General features: G+C 46.4%; 20 protein-coding genes and 1 pseudogene. 13 read left to right on the top strand and 8 right to left on the bottom strand.

Features of this window, described 5'->3' with window-relative positions; all coding sequences use genetic code 11:
• Positions 1–39 precede the first annotated feature (39 nt).
• Positions 40–468 (bottom strand): IS200/IS605 family transposase, encoded by a 429-nt coding sequence (gene tnpA, locus NX720_RS11745; RefSeq protein ID WP_262595354.1) that lies wholly within the window; start codon positions 466–468, stop codon positions 40–42.
• 65 nt (positions 469–533) lie between these two features.
• On the opposite strand from tnpA, the gene NX720_RS11750 reads away from it, so the two are divergent.
• The 10 genes and pseudogenes from NX720_RS11750 to NX720_RS11795 all read left to right on the top strand — a co-directional run bounded on the left by NX720_RS11750 (position 534) and on the right by NX720_RS11795 (position 13,014).
• Positions 534–1,706: an RNA-guided endonuclease InsQ/TnpB family protein gene (locus NX720_RS11750; RefSeq protein WP_262601298.1), complete on the top strand. Its 1,173-nt coding sequence runs from the start codon at positions 534–536 to the stop codon at positions 1,704–1,706.
• 429 nt (positions 1,707–2,135) lie between these two features.
• Positions 2,136–4,172 carry a glycosyltransferase family 2 protein gene (locus NX720_RS11755; RefSeq protein ID WP_262601299.1) on the top strand — a complete coding sequence of 679 codons (2,037 nt, stop codon included), beginning with the start codon at positions 2,136–2,138 and terminating at the stop codon, positions 4,170–4,172.
• A gap of 23 nt (positions 4,173–4,195) precedes the next feature.
• The gene (locus NX720_RS11760; RefSeq protein WP_262601300.1) at positions 4,196–5,134 is read left to right on the top strand and encodes a sulfotransferase family protein; all 939 of its coding nucleotides are present in this window, start codon (positions 4,196–4,198) and stop codon (positions 5,132–5,134) included.
• Positions 5,135–5,409: 275 nt separating this feature from the next.
• A pseudogene (gene cysD / locus NX720_RS11765) lies at positions 5,410–6,308 on the top strand (sulfate adenylyltransferase subunit CysD).
• A 127-nt stretch (positions 6,309–6,435) separates the two neighbouring features.
• A complete protein-coding gene (locus tag NX720_RS11770) occupies positions 6,436–6,786 on the top strand; it encodes a four helix bundle protein (protein WP_262601301.1) in 351 nt (116 codons plus the stop codon).
• Positions 6,787–6,897: 111 nt separating this feature from the next.
• Positions 6,898–8,319 (top strand): sulfate adenylyltransferase subunit CysN, encoded by a 1,422-nt coding sequence (gene cysN / locus NX720_RS11775; RefSeq protein WP_262601302.1) that lies wholly within the window; start codon positions 6,898–6,900, stop codon positions 8,317–8,319.
• A 257-nt stretch (positions 8,320–8,576) separates the two neighbouring features.
• The gene (locus NX720_RS11780) at positions 8,577–10,298 is read left to right on the top strand and encodes an SLC13 family permease (RefSeq protein ID WP_262601303.1); all 1,722 of its coding nucleotides are present in this window, start codon (positions 8,577–8,579) and stop codon (positions 10,296–10,298) included.
• Between the two features lie 104 nt (positions 10,299–10,402).
• Entirely contained in the window at positions 10,403–11,023 is a 621-nt protein-coding gene (gene cysC / locus NX720_RS11785; RefSeq protein ID WP_262601304.1) for an adenylyl-sulfate kinase, read from the top strand.
• Between the two features lie 126 nt (positions 11,024–11,149).
• Positions 11,150–11,932, top strand: a complete 783-nt coding sequence (gene cysQ, locus NX720_RS11790; RefSeq protein ID WP_262601305.1) for a 3'(2'),5'-bisphosphate nucleotidase CysQ — start codon at positions 11,150–11,152, stop codon at positions 11,930–11,932.
• Positions 11,933–11,988: 56 nt separating this feature from the next.
• Positions 11,989–13,014 carry a glycosyltransferase family protein gene (locus NX720_RS11795; protein ID WP_262601306.1) on the top strand — a complete coding sequence of 342 codons (1,026 nt, stop codon included), beginning with the start codon at positions 11,989–11,991 and terminating at the stop codon, positions 13,012–13,014.
• A 158-nt stretch (positions 13,015–13,172) separates the two neighbouring features.
• Here the strand turns inward: NX720_RS11795 and NX720_RS11800 are convergent, their stop codons facing one another.
• A complete protein-coding gene (locus tag NX720_RS11800) occupies positions 13,173–13,589 on the bottom strand; it encodes a PIN domain-containing protein (RefSeq protein WP_262601307.1) in 417 nt (138 codons plus the stop codon).
• Positions 13,586–13,828 (bottom strand): DUF6364 family protein, encoded by a 243-nt coding sequence (locus NX720_RS11805; RefSeq protein ID WP_262601308.1) that lies wholly within the window; start codon positions 13,826–13,828, stop codon positions 13,586–13,588. The genes NX720_RS11800 and NX720_RS11805 overlap by 4 nt, the downstream gene beginning before the upstream one ends.
• Positions 13,829–14,156: 328 nt before the next feature.
• On the opposite strand from NX720_RS11805, the gene NX720_RS11810 reads away from it, so the two are divergent.
• Positions 14,157–14,744: a Uma2 family endonuclease gene (locus tag NX720_RS11810; protein WP_262601309.1), complete on the top strand. Its 588-nt coding sequence runs from the start codon at positions 14,157–14,159 to the stop codon at positions 14,742–14,744.
• A gap of 183 nt (positions 14,745–14,927) precedes the next feature.
• On the opposite strand, the gene NX720_RS11815 is transcribed toward NX720_RS11810, so the two are convergent.
• The 3 genes from NX720_RS11815 to NX720_RS11825 form a co-directional block, all read right to left on the bottom strand.
• Positions 14,928–15,122 carry a type II toxin-antitoxin system VapB family antitoxin gene (locus NX720_RS11815; RefSeq protein ID WP_262601310.1) on the bottom strand — a complete coding sequence of 65 codons (195 nt, stop codon included), beginning with the start codon at positions 15,120–15,122 and terminating at the stop codon, positions 14,928–14,930.
• 151 nt (positions 15,123–15,273) lie between these two features.
• Positions 15,274–15,612, bottom strand: a complete 339-nt coding sequence (locus tag NX720_RS11820) for a type II toxin-antitoxin system PemK/MazF family toxin (RefSeq protein ID WP_262601311.1) — start codon at positions 15,610–15,612, stop codon at positions 15,274–15,276.
• Positions 15,585–15,806: a hypothetical protein gene (locus NX720_RS11825; RefSeq protein ID WP_262601312.1), complete on the bottom strand. Its 222-nt coding sequence runs from the start codon at positions 15,804–15,806 to the stop codon at positions 15,585–15,587. The genes NX720_RS11820 and NX720_RS11825 overlap by 28 nt, the downstream gene beginning before the upstream one ends.
• A 273-nt stretch (positions 15,807–16,079) precedes the next feature.
• Between NX720_RS11825 and NX720_RS11830 the strand changes: the two genes are divergently transcribed.
• Positions 16,080–16,373, top strand: coding sequence for an addiction module antidote protein (locus tag NX720_RS11830; RefSeq protein WP_262601313.1), 294 nt, complete (start codon positions 16,080–16,082; stop codon positions 16,371–16,373).
• Between the two features lie 142 nt (positions 16,374–16,515).
• Here the strand turns inward: NX720_RS11830 and NX720_RS11835 are convergent, their stop codons facing one another.
• Both NX720_RS11835 and NX720_RS11840 read right to left on the bottom strand, forming a co-directional pair.
• Complete coding sequence (locus tag NX720_RS11835) at positions 16,516–16,743, bottom strand: antitoxin MazE family protein (RefSeq protein WP_262601314.1); 228 nt, start codon at positions 16,741–16,743, stop codon at positions 16,516–16,518.
• A 136-nt stretch (positions 16,744–16,879) separates the two neighbouring features.
• A complete protein-coding gene (locus tag NX720_RS11840; RefSeq protein ID WP_262601315.1) occupies positions 16,880–17,113 on the bottom strand; it encodes a FitA-like ribbon-helix-helix domain-containing protein in 234 nt (77 codons plus the stop codon).
• Positions 17,114–17,231: 118 nt separating this feature from the next.
• Between NX720_RS11840 and NX720_RS11845 the strand changes: the two genes are divergently transcribed.
• Positions 17,232–19,313 (top strand): capsular polysaccharide biosynthesis protein, encoded by a 2,082-nt coding sequence (locus NX720_RS11845; protein ID WP_262601316.1) that lies wholly within the window; start codon positions 17,232–17,234, stop codon positions 19,311–19,313.
• Positions 19,314–19,402: the final 89 nt, after the last annotated feature.

The raw sequence follows: 19,402 nt of genomic DNA on the forward strand, positions 1-19,402 counted from the left end.
GCGGGGATATAAGACGGGAAGGCGCAGAGCCTTCCGCCATCAATCTGGTGTACTCTGGCTATTAACGTAGTCCTTCAGAGTCTCGATAGTTGCACCGCCAGCACTGCAAGCAAAGTAAGACCTTGACCACATTAAGCCTGCTTTGCTCTGAGCAGTAAGGTGGGTATTCAGCATTCGCAACCGTCTTGATGATGTTGATTTGAGATTATTTACCATGACACTGATAGCCAGTTTTGGTGGGTAGGCCACCAACAGGTGTACGTGATCTTTTTCGCCATCCATTTCAAGTAACTGGCATTCCAGTTTTTCACATGCACTCTCGAACGACTCCCGTAACTGCTTGATCATATAGCCATCAAAAAGCTTTCGCCTGTACTTTGTCGTGAACACCAAATGAACAACCAGCTTGGTAACGCTATGTCGTTTGCGAAGATACCCTTTAAGCAAATCCTTATTGTGTGCGCTCACTTGAAAACCTCTTTCAAATACCTGTAATATAAAGTTTATATTAATGAGCACTGAAATAACGTTCCATGCTGAGAGCCACCAAAGTACGAATCTATCCAACATCAGAGCAGGCGGAATTTCTCGACCGTCAGTTTGATGCTGTGCGGTTCGTATGGAACAAGGCCCTGGCTATTAAGGTTCATTATTACAAGGCTCGTGGGCAGAGCCTTTCTCCCAAAAAACACCTGAAGCCCTTGCTGGCAAAAGCCAAGAAAAGCCGAAAGTACTCATGGCTGAAAAACGCTGACTCTATTGCACTGCAACAGGCCACTATCAATCTGGATACGGCCTTTCAAAACTTTTTCAATCCCAAATTGCAGGCAAGATTTCCTCGCTTCAAGAAAAAGCATGGCAAGCAAAGTAGCTACCATTGTACGTCTGTCTCTGTGGGCGATAACTGGATAAAAATCCCCAAGTGCAAGCCCATAAGGGCTAAAGTGCATCGTGAAATAGTGGGTAAGGTGAAGTCTGTCACCCTGAGCAGAACGCTAACCGGCAAGTATTTTGCCTCCATATTGGCTGATGATACCCAGGAACAACCAAAACAGATTGATAATCTTGAAGCTAATCAGGTTGTCGGTGTTGATATGGGGATTACTGATCTGGCTATCACCAGTACCGGCCATAAGACTGGCAATCCTCGCTTTCTGAAAAAAGCACAACGTAACCTGAAAAGAAAACAACAGGCTCTATCTCGCTGCAAGAAAGGCTCAAAAGGTAGGCACAAAGCCCGTTTATTGGTGGCAAAGGCGCATGAGCGTGTAGCCTTTGCCCGTAATGATTTTCAGCATAAGCTATCAAAACAACTCATCGACGAAAACCAAGCGGTGATTGTGGAGACACTGAAAGTTAAAAACATGCTCAAGAACAAGCGTCTTGCTCGTTCTATTGCTGATGCTGGCTGGCATTCACTGATAACCAAACTCGAATACAAGGCAAAGCAGGAAGGTAAACATCTGGTGAAGATAGACCAGTGGTTTGCATCCTCTAAAACTTGCTCAGTCTGCGATTTGAAACAGGAAAAAATGCCATTGAGAATCCGATCATGGGAGTGTAGCTGTGGTGCTATCCATGACCGGGATATTAATGCAGCTCGCAATATCAAGAAGCAAGGCATATTGAAATTAAAGGCGGAAGGACTGTCCGTTTCTGCTGATGGAGGCTTGCGTAAATCCGGCATACTGTCGGTTGCTGCCTAAGAAATCAGAAGCCTCACCCGATAGGGTGGGGAGCAGTCACGAAACAGTGCAACCCTCTAATAGATTGAAGCAGTGACTACAGGTAACTTCCTGTAGTTATTGTCGTTTATTTCTTATAACGGTTTTTATTCTGTTCTTGTACAGTAGCATGAAATTTTTTGCTGCTTGCTGTTCCGGATATGCCATTTACCGAAGGGCGGTAGCGTTTTTTTGGGCTGTAAGGCTGTAAAGTCCTCACAGTCGCCTTACAGCCTTACAGCCTTACAGCCTTACATGCTAAAAAAATTCATAGGCGGCATACACCGCTGGCAGCATCATAAACAACCATTATCGTATACTCCGATCCAACAGCTGGAAGCAGGTGAGTCTTTCTGTTGGCAGGCGACCGGTGATGACCCGGGCTTCAATGTAAAGCCAGCAAAAGGACCAATGCCTCGTGGCTGGTATATGGTAGAGGTAAAAGTACGTTCTACATTGTCCTTTTTAAGAGCAAAGTTGTATTACCATTTTGGCAAGGGCTTTTCGGAAGAACAGACATATAAGCTACCACTGACCTCTGGTAAGCTCACCAAGAAAGTCATTTTTTTCCCAGATATCCCTTCTGCCCTGAGGTTTGACCCTTGTGAAGAACAGGCTGAATTCACCATAGAACACCTACGGCTGTGTAAGCTGACGTCGTCTAAGGCAAAGCAGTTGATGACGAAGAAAGCTGGAAGCTTGAAGCTGGAAGACTTGCAGAGAACTTACTCGGCGTGTTTTGAGCATCTGCCATTGGCCGGGAGCTACCAGCAGTGGATTGAGCGGGCTGAGAAACCTTTGTTTGGTGATTTGACCCGTTTGAGTGAGCTGACTGAAGAGTTTGAGTCTTCACCGCTTATTTCGGTCGTTATGCCGGTTTACAATGTGCCTGAGCGTTTTTTACGAGAGGCTATCGAGTCTGTCAGGAAACAAGTCTATTCAAACTGGGAGCTGTGTATTGCTGATGACTGCTCTACCGAACCTTATATTCAATCTGTATTAAGGGAATATGCAGAGCTGGATAGCAGAATAAAAGTGGTTTTCCGTGAGGAAAATGGGCATATCTCTCATGCGAGCAATAGCGCCCTTGAGTTGGCAACAGGGCAATACATTGCCCTGTTGGATCATGATGACATGCTTGCACCACATGCTTTATTCGCCGTTGTCGATGCCCTGAACAAGCAGCCTGAACTGGAATTTATTTACAGTGATGAAGATTTTACAGACGAAGAGGGTCACCGGCTTCGTCCGCATTTTAAAAGTCAGTGGAATCCGGAACTACTGAATGCGCACAACTACATTACTCATCTTGCTGTTGCAAAGCTTGACCTTGTAAACCGGATTGGAAATTTTCGACCTGGCTTTGAAGGTGCGCAGGACTATGATCTGTTTCTTCGGATTACCCACGAGTTACCAGCCGACAAGATTGGGCATATCCCCCATGTTCTCTACCACTGGCGAGCCATTGAAGGCTCAACCGCTGCCGGTGCCGATGCCAAGAATTATGCGACGATTGCAGGGCTTAAAGCGTTGAGTGAAGTTCACTCCGGGCAAAGGGATACTGCTGTTAAACATGGCACCCTGGAGAACTTTTATCGGGTGACTTATCCTGTACCTGAAAAAGCCCCTTTAGTCAGTTTGATGATTCCAACCCGTAATGGCCTGGATATCATAAAGCCTTGTGTTGATAGTATTCTTGATAAAACACAGTACTCAAATTATGAAATTCTGATTATTGATAATCAGAGTGATGACCCTGAAACATTGAAGTGGTTCTCGGAAGTAAGCCAGAAACGCAATGTGCGTGTACTGAGCTACGATCACCCTTTTAATTATTCACTGATTAATAACTTTGCAGCCTCACAGGCGAATGGGGAAATACTCGCACTGGTTAATAATGATGTAGAGGTTATCTCTCCGGACTGGCTGGATGAAATGGTGTCACTGGCAGTTCGTGATGAAACTGGTTGCGTAGGTGCGAAGCTTTATTATCCAGACGGTGATATTCAGCACGCAGGAGTCATTCTGGGTTTGGGTGGCTACGCTGCCCATGCTCACCGGGGCTTGCCGGGCGATCATCCCGGATACTTCAACAGAGCGAGTGTCCGGCAAAACCTTTCTGCCGTAACAGGTGCCTGCCTTGTGGTAAGAAAAGATATTTTTCATGAGGTTGGTGGTCTGGAGTCTGCATTTACCGTTGCTTATAACGATGTTGATTTTTGCCTCAAAGTTCAGGCGGCTGGCTACAGTAACGTTTATACGCCCTATGCGGAGCTGTACCACCATGAATCCAAAACCCGTGGATTCGATGATACACCGGAAAAGCAGGCTCGCTTTGAGCAGGAAAAACGGTTGCTTGCCGAGCGATGGGGAAGTCTGTTGGAAAACGACCCTTTCTATAACCCCAATTTAACTCGCAGTAATGAACACTTCTCAATTGCTGTCTGAAGTTAGTACTGTGTGAAAAGATTATGTCTGAACTTAAACATTTACTGAATACTGGCATGCAGCCAACAGGTTGCCAGCCAGTTGCAGGTGAACCCAGAACCATAGTGGTTGTGGGAGTGGCCAGAGGTGGAACGTCCATCGTTTCTGGCGCTATGGCGCACTTAGGTGTCTTTATGGGCAAAGCCAGAGAGCCGGTATATGAGGATGTTGCACTCTCATTGGCAATGGAAAGTGGCGATAATGAAAAGTTTTGCGAAATAGCCAGAGCTTATGACGAAATGCATCAGGTATGGGCATGGAAGCGACCATCGGTTATAAATCATCTGGATGACATTAAAGATAAGCTTAGGAATCCATATTTCATATTTGTTTTCCGTGATGTGTTTTCTATTGCAAATCGAAACTCAATTTCTATGGGACTGGGTATTATCGATGGAATGGAAAAGGCACTGAATGAATACAAAAAAGTGTTGGAGTTTATTAGAAAGCATGATCCCAGCGGGATGATAGTTTCTTCTGAAAAAATTGTTAATAACAAAAGTGCTTTTTTGAAAGAACTGGCAACTATATGTGATCTGTCTGAAACTCAATTCCAGCGTAAATTTACCCAGGCCAGTAGCTTTATAACACCAAATCCTGAAAATTATCTCAAAGAAACCCACATCAGAGATTCCCTGGGGGTGTTAGATCGTGTTACTAAAAAGTTTGTTTCTGGCTGGGCCTGCCTGAAAGACGTAAAAGACCCCGTTAGCCTGATGATAAAAGTGAATAACAAGACTGTTGGCAAAATCATTGCCAATAATATGCGTGAGGATGTTCGCCTGCATGGGCTGCATCCTACCGGGCTTTGTGGCTTCAGGTTTGATTTTGAAAACGACATGACTTTAAAAAAGGGGGATGAGGTGTCTGTAATCTTTGAAGAAGGGCTACAGGATCTCAAAAAGTCTCCATCTGTTTTTTGAACTATTGGTAATATCACTCATAACGTATGAGTATGATTTCACAGCAACGAATGAAGATAACCTTCTGAATATACTTATCTTTATTCTGTCGTTTTTTTTGTATGGTGGTGTTGTCTTAAAATTCCTAGCGCCGCTGTTTCGAATACTGCCTTAATCGAGGGGCGGTAGCGTAAGAAAGCTGGAGGCTGGAAGCTGGAAGCTGGAAGTTGAATGTGCCTGTGCCCGTTCGCTTCCGGCTTCCAGCTTCCAGCTTCCAGCTCTATAAGAGCTGATAAATGTTATCCCAAGAACGATTAACCCACCTAAAACAACTCGAAGCCGAGTCCATCCACATCATCCGTGAAGTAGCTGCAGAGTTTGATAACCCTGTAATGCTCTACTCCATTGGCAAAGACTCTGCTGTAATGCTGCATCTGGCGGCCAAAGCCTTTGCTCCGGGTGTGCCACCATTCCCGCTGATGCATGTGGACACTACCTGGAAGTTCAGGGAAATGATCAGTTTCCGTGACCGTACCGCTAAAAAATACGGCATGGAACTGCTGGTTCACACTAACGAAGAAGGTCGTGCAGCTAACATCAACCCGTTTGATCACGGCTCTGCCAAGTACACCGACGTAATGAAAACCGAAGCCCTGAAGCAGGCACTGACGATGCGGCTTTTGGTGGCGCACGCCGTGACGAAGAGAAATCCCGTGCTAAAGAGCGTGTTTACTCTTTTCGTGACAAGAACCACCGCTGGGACCCAAAAAACCAGCGACCTGAGCTGTGGAATACTTACAACGGTAAAGTAGAGAAAGGCGAGAGCATTCGTGTATTCCCACTGTCTAACTGGACAGAGCTGGATATCTGGCAGTACATCTATCTGGAAAACATCGAGATCGTACCTCTGTATTTTGCAGATCAGCGCCCGGTTGTTGAACGTGACGGCACCCTGATCATGGTAGACGACGAACGTATGCCATTGAACGAAGGTGAAGAACCCAAAATGGAATGGGTTCGTTTCCGCACACTGGGTTGCTACCCGTTGACGGGGGCTGTCGAGTCCAAAGCTAACACCCTGCCTGAAATTATTCAGGAAATGTTGCTCACCAAGACTTCAGAGCGACAGGGGCGGGTGATTGACCACGACTCTGCGGGGTCGATGGAAAAGAAAAAGATTGAGGGGTACTTCTAAAATTCCTGAGGAATTTTAGAAGGGCTGGAAGCCGGAAGCTGGAAGCTGGAAGCTGTTTGGGTCGGGAACTTGTTGGGTTCTTTTTTGTCGAACGGTTTTTTGATTTTTGGTTTTTGGGTTCTGGTTTATGGATTTTGAGAAATTGGATGTTTGGAAAAAATCTGCTCGTCTTTCGGCTGAGTTGTATAAAGCTTTGAAAGAATTGCGGGACTTTGGGTTTCGTGATCAGATTACCCGGTCTGGGCTATCAGTTCCGAGTAATATTGCTGAAGGCATGTCACTGTCCAGTAATAAGCAAAAACAGCACTTTCTCTCTATTGCCAAGGGTTCTTGCGCAGAACTCCGTACTCAAATTTATATTGGCATGGATATTGGCTATATCGATAAGAAACAAGGTAGAGCCTGGCTTATCGAGACACGTGAAATAGCCGCCATGCTATCCAGCTTAATGAATCGAATAAAAGCTGATGGTGGTTGAGCTGAAAGCTGGAAGCTGGAAGCTGGAAGTAGTTCGTGCAATTTTGCACGGCTGTGGCCAGATTCTCGCTGACAGCTTCCAGCTTCAAGCTTCAAGCTTCAAGCTAAAACAATGAACCAATCCGAACTAATCGAAAAAGACATCCTGGGCTACCTCAAGCAGCATGAATCCAAAGATATGCTGCGTTTTTTGACCTGCGGTAATGTAGACGACGGTAAATCCACCCTGATTGGTCGTCTGTTGCATGACTCCAAAATGATCTTTGAAGATCAGCTGGGTGCAATTAAAAACGACTCCAAGAAGTTCAATACAACCGATCAGGAGTTTGACCTGGCTCTGCTGGTTGATGGTTTGCAGTCTGAGCGAGAGCAGGGCATTACCATTGACGTAGCTTACCGCTACTTCTCTACTGAAAAGCGTAAGTTCATTATTGCGGATTGCCCCGGGCATGAGCAGTACACCCGCAATATGGCGACCGGTGCATCTAATTGCGATCTGGCCATTATCCTGATTGACGCTCGCTATGGTGTGCAAACCCAGACCAAACGTCACAGCTTTATTGCCAGCCTGCTGGGTATCAAGCACATTGTCGTTGCAGTAAACAAAATGGACCTGGTGGATTACTCTCAGGATCGATTCCGTGAGATTAAAGCGGAATATAAAGAGTTTGCTGATCAGCTGAACCTGTCTGATATTCGCTTTGTGCCTATTTCTGCACTGTGCGGTGACAACGTGGTGGAGTCTGGCGAGAATATGCCCTGGTATCCGGGTGCAACTCTGATGAAGCTGCTGGAAACGGTTACCATTACTGATGATCTGAATACCACCGATTTCCGTCTGCCAGTTCAGTATGTTAACCGCCCTAATCTGGACTTCCGTGGTTTCTGCGGTACAGTGGCTGCGGGCAAAATCCACAAAGGTGACGCAGTGACTGCACTGCCGTCTGGCAAGCAGAGTACTGTGAAAACGATTCACTCTCCCAATGGTGAGGTCGAAGAAGCGTTTGTAGGTCAGGCTATTACTCTGACTCTGGATGATGAAATTGACGTATCCCGTGGTGATATGCTGGTTAACAGTGATCATCTGCCAGAAGTGAGTGAGGCAGTTGAAGCCCATATCGTATGGATGAGCGAGCAGGCTATGGTTCCGGGTCGTGAATACGCTCTGAAATTTGCCACAAAGAGTACCTTTGGTCGTATTGAAAGCATCGAACATCGTGTCGATGTAAATACCCTTGAGCAGCAGGAAGCTCATCAGCTGGCACTGAATGAAATCGGCTTGTGTCGTGTAGTAGCGAACGCCCCGATAGTATTCGACAAATATGATGATGTTCGTGGTTCAGGCAATTTCATCGTGATCGACCGTATGACCAATGTAACCGTTGGCGCAGGCATGATTACCGGCAAAGCAGGTGAAGCTAAAGTTGAGAACCGTGAAATCACTCCGGAACGCATGAAAGAGTTCGAAGTGAAAATGAATGCTCTGGTTCGCGAGTACTTCCCGCATTGGGAAGCGGTTAAAATTGAACTTTAAGCTGGAGGTCTGAAGCTGGAAGCCTGAAGCTGGAAGCTGGAAGCTGGAAGTCTGAAGCTGGAAGCCTGAAGCTGGAAGCCTGAAGCCTGAAGCTGGAAGCCTGAAGTTCTGTGGCAGAGATTGGAGTTTAGTTATTTCTGATCTTTGTTTTCATCTTTTGCTTCCAGCTTCTAGCTTCCAGCTTCCAGCTTCCAGCTTCTGGCCCAAAGCTTCCAGCCTCCAGCCTCCAGCTTCCAGCCCAAAGCTTCGCTTTGGACATGCCATTCATAGTTATAACAACCCTGACCCTTCTGGTTGGAACCTTGGTGAGTAACCGGGTTCGACCGGCTGTGGCATTTGTTTCTACCATTGGTTTATTTGTTGCCCTTGGGTATATCAGCCTTGGTGATGCGCTTGATAATGTGGTGAATCCGGCCTTGGTAACACTTGTGTTACTCATGTTGATTTCATTGGCGCTGGAGAAAACTCCTTTTGTTAATGGCCTGGGCGATTCATTACTTAATAGTGGGTATCGTCGTTCTTTGGCAAAACTGTTTGTGGTTGTGAGTAGTGCCTCTGCGCTGGTTAACAATACGGCGGTTGTCGCTTCACTGTTAAGTACTATTCGTAAAAATAATCACTTCCCGGCTTCCCGGGTTTTACTGCCGCTGTCTTATGCTTCCATTTTTGGTGGTGGGCTGACTCTGATCGGCTCCAGTACCAATATGATAGTGAATTCGCTGGCGATTCAGGAAGGGGTTGAACCCCTGGGCTTTTTCACTTTTACCAGACTTGGTTTAGTGATGGCGGCACTTGGCTGTGGCCTGGTTGCTTTTTTGGGTAAAAAGGTTTTGCCTGATCGTGCCACAGGCAAGGTTGAAAGTAAGCAGTATTTTATTGAAGCCAGAGTTAGCAAAAGTTCACCATTGGTTGGTCAAAGCATTGCTAATAATGGCTTACGACATTTGGGCAGCCTTTTTCTGGCAGAAATTGTCAGAGGTGACGAGCTGATCAGCCCGGTCAGCCCCGGTGAAAAGCTTCGGTCGGATGACGTGCTTGTGTTTTCCGGTGATATCCGGTCAGTGCATATGCTGAGTCAGTTTAAAGGTCTGGTCTTGTTTGATGAGCCCGGGGAGAAGCTGACTGAAAATCTGACAGAAGTGTTTATCAGTCATCAATCCATTCTGCTTGGAAATACTATTCGTGAAGTAAATTTCCGTACCCAGTTTGATGCTGCCGTTGTTGCGGTACGACGGGGAAGTGAGCGTCTGGGGGGGTGCCTGGGTAATATTCGCCTGATGGCGGGGGATAGCCTGATCCTGGCGACTGGTGAAGATTTTCATCAGCGTAATAACCTTGAGCGCAACTTCTATCTGGTTAATGGCTTAAAGGCGAAACGTTATCTTTCCAGAAAGAGTAGTATGCTGGTCATCACAGGCTTTTTGGGAACTCTGGCCAGTTCCCTGGCTGGCTTGGTTCCTTTGACGGAAGGGCTTGTGTTTCTACTGGGAGCTTTTCTGTTTACTGGTGTTTTAACACTGGAAGAAATTCGCCGCCGCTTTCCCTTCGAGTTGCTTGCCATTGTAACGGCAACGTTGGGCATTGCTCAGGTTATTGTCAGTACAGGTGCAGCTGCCCTGATCGCTGACGCAGTCGTGTCCATTATGGGGCATTGGGGCATTGTTGGTGGTTTGGCAGGTGTTTATCTGATGACACTGTTATTCACTGAAATCATCAATAATAATGCCGCTGCTGCCCTGGTTTTTCCAATCGCTATGGAAATAGCTGCCCGCTGGGAGGCGCAACCTCTGCCGTTTATTATCGCCATTATTTTTGGTGCCAGTGCCAGCTTCGTTTCGCCCTTTGGCTACGCCACTAACCTGATGGTATTCAGTGCCGGTAACTACAAAGTTCAGGACTATGTCCGGATGGGGTTGCCGATGTCGATTATTTACAGTGTTGTGGTGTTGACGCTGATTCCTTTGTTTTTTCCTTTTTAGAAGCTTGAAGCTTGAAGCTTGAAGCTGGAAGCCGACAGTGCAGTTCGCAGTATTCAGCTTCCAGCTTCCAGCTTCCAGCTAACAAAGCGGAGCTTTGTTCCCTCATGGAAAATATTGTCTGGCACCCCCACAAGGTGTCTAAAGAGGCTCGTTCAGAGCAGAAATCCCAAAAGCCCTGCCTGCTGTGGTTTACCGGACTGAGTGGTTCTGGCAAGTCTACGGTGGCCAATGCTGTTGATGAAATGTTGCATGAGCAGGGTTACCACACTTATGTTCTGGACGGTGACAATGTTCGTCATCGTTTGAATAAAGATCTGAGTTTTTCTGATGAAGACCGGGTAGAAAACATTCGTCGTATTGGTGAAGTGTCTAACCTGTTTGTTGACTCTGGTCTGATTGTGTTGAGCGCTTTCATCTCTCCTTTTGCAGCAGAGCGCCGTATGGTGCGAGACATGTTGCCAGAAGGTGAGTTTATTGAAGTGTTTGTCAACACACCTATCGAAGTATGTGAGCAGCGCGACCCCAAGGGGTTGTATCAGAAGGCAAGGGCTGGGCAGATCAAAAATTTCACTGGTATTGATTCTGCCTACGAAGTACCTGAAAACCCGGAGGTTGTTATCAATACTGCTGAGCTGACTCTGCGAGAGTGTGCTCAGAAGGTGATTGACTATCTGGCAAACCGGGGGTTACTTCAAAACGCCGAAATGAACGCCAAGACCGCCTGACTTTTTAGCTGGAAGCTGGAAGCTGGAAGCTGGAAGCTGGAAGCTGTTCGTGCATATCGCTCGTTTTGCTTCCAGCCTCCAGCCTCCAGCTTCCAGCTTTTGCCTTTTCCCTGAAGGAAAACCCGAATGCTGAATAATGTTATCGAAATCGCCCATAAAGCTGGCGATGCCATCATGTCTGTTTACCAGCGTGATTTTGCGACCTATGAGAAGAAAGATGAGAGTCCTCTGACTGAAGCTGACCTGGCTGCTCATGAAGTGATTATGGCTGGTTTGCAGACGTTGACTCCTGACGTTCCTGTGTTATCTGAAGAGTCTGCTGATATTTCCTGGGAAGAGCGTCAGAAGTGGGATACTTATTGGCTGGTTGATCCTCTGGATGGTACTAAAGAGTTCATCAAGCGTAATGGCGAATTTACCGTAAACATTGCTTTAATTAAGAATCATAAAGCGGTACTGGGTGTTGTATATACACCGGTTCTTAAGCAGTTTTATTACGCTGACGAGAACGGCGCTTTCAAAATGACAGAGGGTGAAGCTGCTGTAGAGCTGAAAGTCGCTGACCATCAGGAAGGTGAAATCTGGAATGTTGTAGCAAGTCGCTCACATATGAGTGATGAAACTAAAGCATTCGTTGAAAAGCTGGGTAAAGCGGAACTGGTTTCTATGGGAAGCTCTCTGAAGCTTTGTCTGGTCGCTGAAGGTAAGGCCCATGTTTACCCTCGGTTTGCTCTGACGAGTGAATGGGACACCGCTGCCGCACAGTGTGTGGTTGAAATGGCAGGCGGTAAGGTAGTTACACCTGAATTTGAGCCCGTTCTTTACAATGCAAAAGAGAATATTCTGAATCCGTTCTTCATCGTGTGTGGTGGAGCGGCTGACAAAATTCAAACGTTAGCGAGAAGCTGATAAAACCAATATCTTCTACAAAGCCCGGTACTGCCGGGCTTTCCTTTATCTGAGCTATGCCTGCTTTTTTCTCTCCAAAACTGTTTAAGCCTTGCGGAACTTACAATACTCCCTGGAATGGAAATATTGTTCTTCTCACTGATTCCAATAGCCCAACCAGGGATATTTATTTTACCTGTCGGTATCCGGAAGAAAATGTAAGAGAAGTATTCTCGGATTGTTCTCCTGAGGTTTTGGAGCACTTTGTAAGTACGGGTGACTTTGTTGTCATTATCAGAAATCAGCCTGCACGATTGCTGAAAACATTAAAAAAAATAAAATATAAGTTTGCGGGTGTTGCATGGTTTATTGATGATGATATTCCGGCAGCATGGTCTGATCCGCACCTGCCTGGTGATTATGGCCGACGATTAACCTGGTCTTATTTGAAAATAAGACATTTGCTGAGTGGCCTTTGTGATCGGATTTGGGTTTCGACACAATGGCTGGCTGGTAAGTATTGCCTGCCAGAAAGCGATGTCATTTCGCCAGGTTTGGTTAGTGCTACCGTTCCGGACAGGAAGTTAAGGTATTTTTATCATGGTTCAAAATCGCATTTACGTGAAATGAGATTTTTGCGGCCTGTGGTTGAAGAAATACAGAAACGTTATGACTTCGCTCAGTTTGAGATTTTTGGTGACCATGAGGTTTATAAACTCTTCAGGGATATTCCGGGGGTACGCATAGTACATCCCATGAAGTGGAATAAATTCAAACATTATACGGCTACAGCTAACCTGGATATTGGTTTGGCTCCAGTGCTTGAGTCGCCATTTAACAAAGCACGTTCACACAACAAAATGCTGGATATCTCACGCAGTGGAGCCGTAGGGATCTACTCAGAGTTACATGCTCTCTCTGGTGAAATTGCAGCTAATAATGCCGGTCTGGTTGTTAATAATGAGCCAGAGCAGTGGGTTGAATCATTTGATCAAATGCTGAGAGTCGACAGGACAGTCATGCTTGCGAATGCAAGGCAGATGATAACTCAGATTGAAAAAAGTACAGACCTTCAAGCACTGATTAGAGATGTTAAATCATAGATTCCATAGCAGTCATATATGAATTAAACGACAGTTGTTCAACCAGTACCAGTTTAATGAGGTGTGTTACAGGTGCAATAAAGATTCTTGTAGCAGGCTATGAGTAGCGAGACTGTGGGTTCTTAATCCCAGATTTGCACTGGCCGAAAATCAGCCTCTCAAAAGTCAGGCGACTTAAAAATAAACTCTTCAGGAGTAAACACCGGAAGCTCTGATACAGCAAAGTCTTTTATATTTCGGGTGACAATGGCTACGGCTCCCGCTTTTATTGCTGAGGCATGCAGCACGCCGTCCTCATAATCTTTAAAGCCACTGTTAAGGGCAAAAGTGAGTATCTGGTGATCCACAGGTGCTATTTCATAGATTTGTAACAGTTTTTTGATAGCACCTGTGCCCTCCTTTTTGCCGATGGATTTACAAGCCAGATAGTGGATGGTTGTTAACGTAGTGGCGCATAACATGCCGCCGAGTGTTCTGCGCTCTATTTTGCCCATAATCACCGATGAGTGGTTAACAAAGGGCTTGCGCTCAAAAAGTACATCCAGAATGACGTTGGTATCTACCAGAATTTTCATAGATATTTATCTTCCAGATGTTTTTTGTAGCTTTCCTCATCTATCAATTCCTTAGAGTCAGCCAGCAGGCCTTTAAGGCTTTGCGTAAGTGGGGGGAGCTGCTCATCGTTAGCCGTTTGCCGGGTCAGGTCGGCAAAATAATCAGCGACCAGTTGCGATAAAGAGGTGCCGTGCAGCGCTGCATATTCCTTGGCACTGTTCACCAGTTCGGTATCCATTCTAAGAGTCAGTTTGTGCATGTTATCACCGTGACGTATATATAAGAAAAAGTGTACGTCATGGTTTGAATTTAGTCCAGTTATGAGAGTGGCGGGTTTAGCCTCTGGGCTTCGAGGCTGGTTTTACAACAGATTGGACAATGCAAGAACTGACCCAGACTGCTTCCTATAGCGTCTCAAAAGCCCTGCAAGGCACCGGTACTGGTGTCTGGATGGAAAGTATTTAACGAAACTCGCAAAATTCACCATTCATAGCCTTATTAGAATCAGGCTATGGCTGTAGCTTATCAGCCAGGTGGGTATACTATGGCAGAAATACAAGAACTGCCCCTTGACCCAAGGACAAAGCATGCCCCATAAAATCACTCACGCCCTGGTCACACCAGAAGCCTACCTTTCCCATGAGAAAGCTTCGCAGGATACACGCCATGAGTATATCGACGGGTATGTGGTCGCTATGGCAGGCGGCTCTATCCGGCATGGAAAAATGATTACTAACATAGCCCGGTTGCTGGGTAATCATCTGGTTGGTAAGCCTTGTGACGTGTTTTCATCAGACGTAAAACTCAAGGTTGAGTCGGCCTTTGTAAAATCTTTCCGGTACCCGGATGTTATGGTTTCCTGTGAGCAGAACCGAAGGTTTGATGACATGTGTGAGTCTGCGACCGTGCTGGTTGAAGTGCTTTCTGAAAGCACAGAGTTGACTGACCGGGTGTATAAGTCTGCTGAATATGGACATGTACTGAAGGCGACTCAGGGCGAGTATCTGGTGGTTGATCCGGACCACCCGGTGATTGAAAAGCGCATGTGGCATGAAGGGCGGTTTGAAGTGGTGGCAACTTATGGCTCGGGGGATATCATCACGCTGGACAGTCTGAAACTGGAGCTGTCTATGGATGACCTTTACCCGGACAGCTCTGGGGCAGGTCTTGCATAGTGCAAAGGAGCTGGGGTCAGTTCCTGCACTGTGTTCAACCCCCATTGCAACAGTCAAGCGACTTCAAAATAAACTCTTCAGGAGTAAACACGGGAAGCTCTGATGCTGCAAAGTCTTTTATATTTCGGGTAATAATGGCTTCGGCTCCCGCTTTTATGTTTCAAGTATCCACCAATGCTACGATTATCTGCGGCTTTTTTTGTTCGATTCCGATAAGTCGTAATCGATAGTACCGAATGTTTCCAGTAACTCCAGTTGTTGTCGATGTCGAACATATTCCACCAGAGCTTTATTAACAGCAGTCTGTTTGGTTTTGTAACCACCCAATTTTTGAACCTGTGATATAAGGTCATCGTCAATAGCAAGATTGTCAGACATATTTTTTAACCCATCTTAATTTACACAGAGTGTTACACAATCTTAGACTCACTCTTGCAGAGAGGGCAGCTCTGGTCTTTGGGCTTCGAGGCTGCTTTTAGAACAGATTGCAAAATGCAAGAACTGACCCAGACTGTACAAGAGCGGTTGCCTACCCGCTTTGAGAAAACAGCGCTCTCAGCTTTCCTGTGACTTCAGAAAATTTTTGCAATTTGAGTGTTGCGATCTCCTGTCGGATAAGGCTGCTGTGAGCTGTAAAAAGCTTGCATGGTCGGGCAAAGCTTTTTAAATTCAGTTGGCCGCTGCTGAAGTCTTCAAGTGTAATCGGTACGGCAGCCGGGTCTGAATAGGCTTTACTGGTTATTTGACACAGTATGATGTCGCCTCTGCTCACCTGTGCCAGAACAAGAGCTGGTCGGCGTTTGGTGGCCGATAAATCGGAGAAGGGGAAATCAATGGTTACTATTGTTCCTGCTGCAGGGATTCCCATGCTTTATCTTCCTCCGGTTTATTCCAGTCTTCAGCCAAAGCCTGCTCACTGAGGAGGGCTTCATCATTCACCGTATCAGGTAGAGGCTTGTCCAATACGGTGATAAGTACCTGTGAGCCTGATGGTAAAACGATATTTTCCGGAAGTTGAAGGTTGCCTTTCTGGTCAATAGTTGCTTTATAGGTGTGTAACATTTCCTGGTTCCTTTTTTTGAGATAATGCTGGTAAGTTAGCTTAGTTCCTGGTGCAACGGAAGGACAAAAGCCGAGGGCAGTACTTGCACTGTGCATAAATCTGTCTTTTACCCTTTTGCATGGCTGTAGTCTTTAGACTACGATCTGTTTATGCTCAAAATCCAGAAAACAACACAGTTCTCACAGTGGGAATCGAAACTCAAGGATCAGAGGGCAGAGGTTGCGTGATATCAAGCTAGCCAGGGAATTGGTAAAAGCATTGGAGAAGAAATCATGAAAACAGAACTACACGACTATGATCTTGCTGAGACACTTACTACACCAGAAGCCATAGAAGTTTTTATGGCGGAGGCGTTTGAAACGGGTGATGCAGGTTATATAGCGCATGCTTTCGGGGTAGTGACCCGAGCAAAAGGTATGACTGCTATTGCGGAACAAACAGGGTTGTCCAGAGAGCAGCTTTACCGGTCTTTCAGTGACCGGGGAAACCCTACTCTTAAAACATTGCTGGCTGTGTGCTCTGCCCTGGGTGTGACACTGAATATCGGAAAGTCTGCTCAGGCTTGAAGCTTCGGGAAAAACTGGGGTTATGGGGTGGGTTGTTGAAAGGTTTCAGGTTTAAAAGTTTAAAAGTCGAAAGCCCCCCCTTTTTGACCCTTTAACTTTTAAACCTGAAACTTGTATGGCGGTTCAACCAATCTCAAGCATTTCATGACCAGCCCTCATCGTCAGAAAGGTGTTCTATCCAGTCCAGTGTGTCGGTTTCTGCCGGGTCACTTTTCAGGCGAGCTGACTGCTTTCTGCACTCTTCGGCAAAACCTTCCCGACGGGTATCAGGCACCCAGATTTGCACTGGCCGAAAGCCCGCTTCCCGCAAAGCGTCACGATGGCGTTTTACTCTCTGGCGGGTACTGTCTGAATGATGTTCATTGGGCATGATTGATCCTTATTTGTCTCATGTAACGTTACATGAAACTTGGGCAGGGTACTCAGGCATGTCAAATGTGATTTTGGGCAATTGAAGGAAATAGAGCCAGTTTCTGCAACGTGCGTATTTGCTGATGACGTTGGTGTCAATAAAATACATCACGTTCGCCTCCGTCATTGATACGCTCAAAATCTGCGTCAGTACCAACGTCTGGTATGTTTTCCAGGGCTTCTGTAAAACTCTTTTTTCTGGGATCAGGCAACGCTGACTCTAAAACCCTGCGGTGTTCAGCTTCAACACTTGGTTCGTGTTTGTCAGCTTGGGTTTTAAGCGCATCTACGACTTTTTCATCAATGTTACGCACGATAAGGTTTGCCATCGCTCTTGCCTGAATCAGATCGATGAAAAAATGATGGCATTGATATCTCATTTAACAAGTTTGAAAAGCAAGAACTGATCACCTGCATAAGTCTGCCAAATAGAGAAGTAATCCCCCATTGTCCCAATTTGTCACTGTTTCCAAAGGTATATCTTCAGCGCCAGAGCTCAGGCATTTACTGACAGATTCCGTTCAGCATCTGAATAAAGCACGGCAGATATTAACAACGAGTTACCCAACTGACAGTGTTGTGCTGGGCTGGGGGAAAAAAAACAATACCCATCAGGCCAGGGCGATAGCGGCCAAACACAACCTCCCTTACTGGAGCCTCGAAGAAGGCTTTATCTCTTACCTCGGCCACCCGGCCCTGGGCGACCGTCGTTTCTCCCTTATCGTCGATAAAACCGGCATCTACTACGATGCTACCCAACCTTCCGATATTGAATACCTGTTGAACCGGCCTGAAGAATGGTTAACGGCGGAGCTGCATTCCCGTTCAGCCAGGCTGCTGGAATTGATTCGTCAACATCAGATCACCAAATACAACCACGAGCCGGTATCCAGGTGGCAACCGGAAAATAACGACATTGACCGGGTATTAGTCGTTGACCAGACCTACGGCGACTGTTCTGTAAAATACGGTATGGCGGATGATTCCAGCTTTAAGGCGATGCTGGAAGCGGCGTTGTCTGAAAACCCCGGTTCTGAAGTGTGGGTTAAGGTTCACCCCGATGTGGTTTTAGGAAAAAAGAAAGGCTACTTTGAGTTGGAACCCTGTGGCCAGAAGGTTAAGGGGTTTGATAATAAGCGGCTGAAAGTACTGGCGGATAAGGTGAACGCCCAGTCTCTGTTTCCACACTTTGAGAAAGTGTATGTAGTGACGTCACAGCTCGGTTTTGAGGCGCTCTGGTATGGTAAGAAGGTCGTATGCTTTGGGTTGCCTTTTTACAGCGGCTGGTCGTTGACCGATGACCGAATACCCAGTCCACGTCGTCAGCAGAAACACTCCATAGAAAGCCTGTTTGCAGCGGCTTGCCTGAAATACACACGCTATATAGACCCGGAAACCGGTGAACGCTGTGAGCTGGAAGAGATTGTTGATCTGCTGGCATTGCAGCGTCACTACCAGGCGCAGGAAGTTAACACGCTCTATGCGGTTGATTTCAGTTTGTGGAAGCGTGCTTTTCTTCACTGTTTTATCGGTGGTCGCGCCGAACGGATTCAGTTTGTCCGATCCACTGCAAAGGCCCTTAAAGCAGCATCAGTGGGTGATGGCATTCTTTTATGGGGAACCAAACAGTATGAATTTAAGGCACCTGAAGGCATCGCCCTGTGGCGTGCGGAAGATGCCTTTATTCGAAGCAATGGTCTTGGAGCCGAATTGCGCAGGCCCGGATCACTGATCATCGATAAACAGGGAATGTATTTTGACTGTACCCGTCCCTCTGACCTGGAAACCGCGATTAATACGCTAAAGCTTTCAGAGAGGCAGATTAAACGGGGCAGACAGCTGGTTAAAACACTGGTTCAACAGCGGGTGAGTAAATATAACCTGCTGGGTTCCGGGCATCAGGTGTTTGCGGACGCCGCTTCTCAACAGAAGAAAATTCTGGTTACCGGGCAGGTGAATAATGATGCTTCTTTAAAATGGGGCAGCCCGGCAATTCATAGCAACCTTGATTTATTGAAAGCGGTCAGGGCTTCTGAACCCGGTGCGTACATCGTTTATAAACCGCATCCGGATGTGTTGCTGGCGGGAAGGGAAGGACACATACCTGAGTCTACGTCTTTGCAGTGGGCTGACCGTGTTGTGGCCGACAGCGATATTCTGGATTGTATCGATCAATGTGATGAGCTGCATGTGATGACATCTCTGGCGGGGTTTGAAGCACTGACCCGGGGCAAAACCGTCCACTGCTGGGGTGCGCCATTTTATTCCGGATGGGGATTGACCGTTGACCATCTGGCTATTTCCCGCAGAACCGCCAAAAGGTCATTGGCGGAATTAATCTACTTTGCTCACTGTTATTACCCGTGTTATGTGCATTGGGGAACCCGGCGTTTCACAACCGTCGAGCGCATGATTCGGGCCCTTAAACAGGAAGCAGTCGTTCATCAGGCCAAATCCAATAAGTTATACAACTGGCTGGCAAGAACAAAGCGTAAGGTCGGTTATCTGGCAGAGGCATTTACAAGATGATGTTGCGGAAATTCGCTATCCGGACTGTACTACTTTTCTGACAGAATAAATCGGTTATTGATACAACAATATAATTTTTGTCTGTTTTA

The sequence above is a fragment of the Endozoicomonas euniceicola genome (genome assembly GCF_025562755.1).
In the GTDB taxonomy this organism is placed as follows: domain Bacteria; phylum Pseudomonadota; class Gammaproteobacteria; order Pseudomonadales; family Endozoicomonadaceae; genus Endozoicomonas_A; species Endozoicomonas_A euniceicola.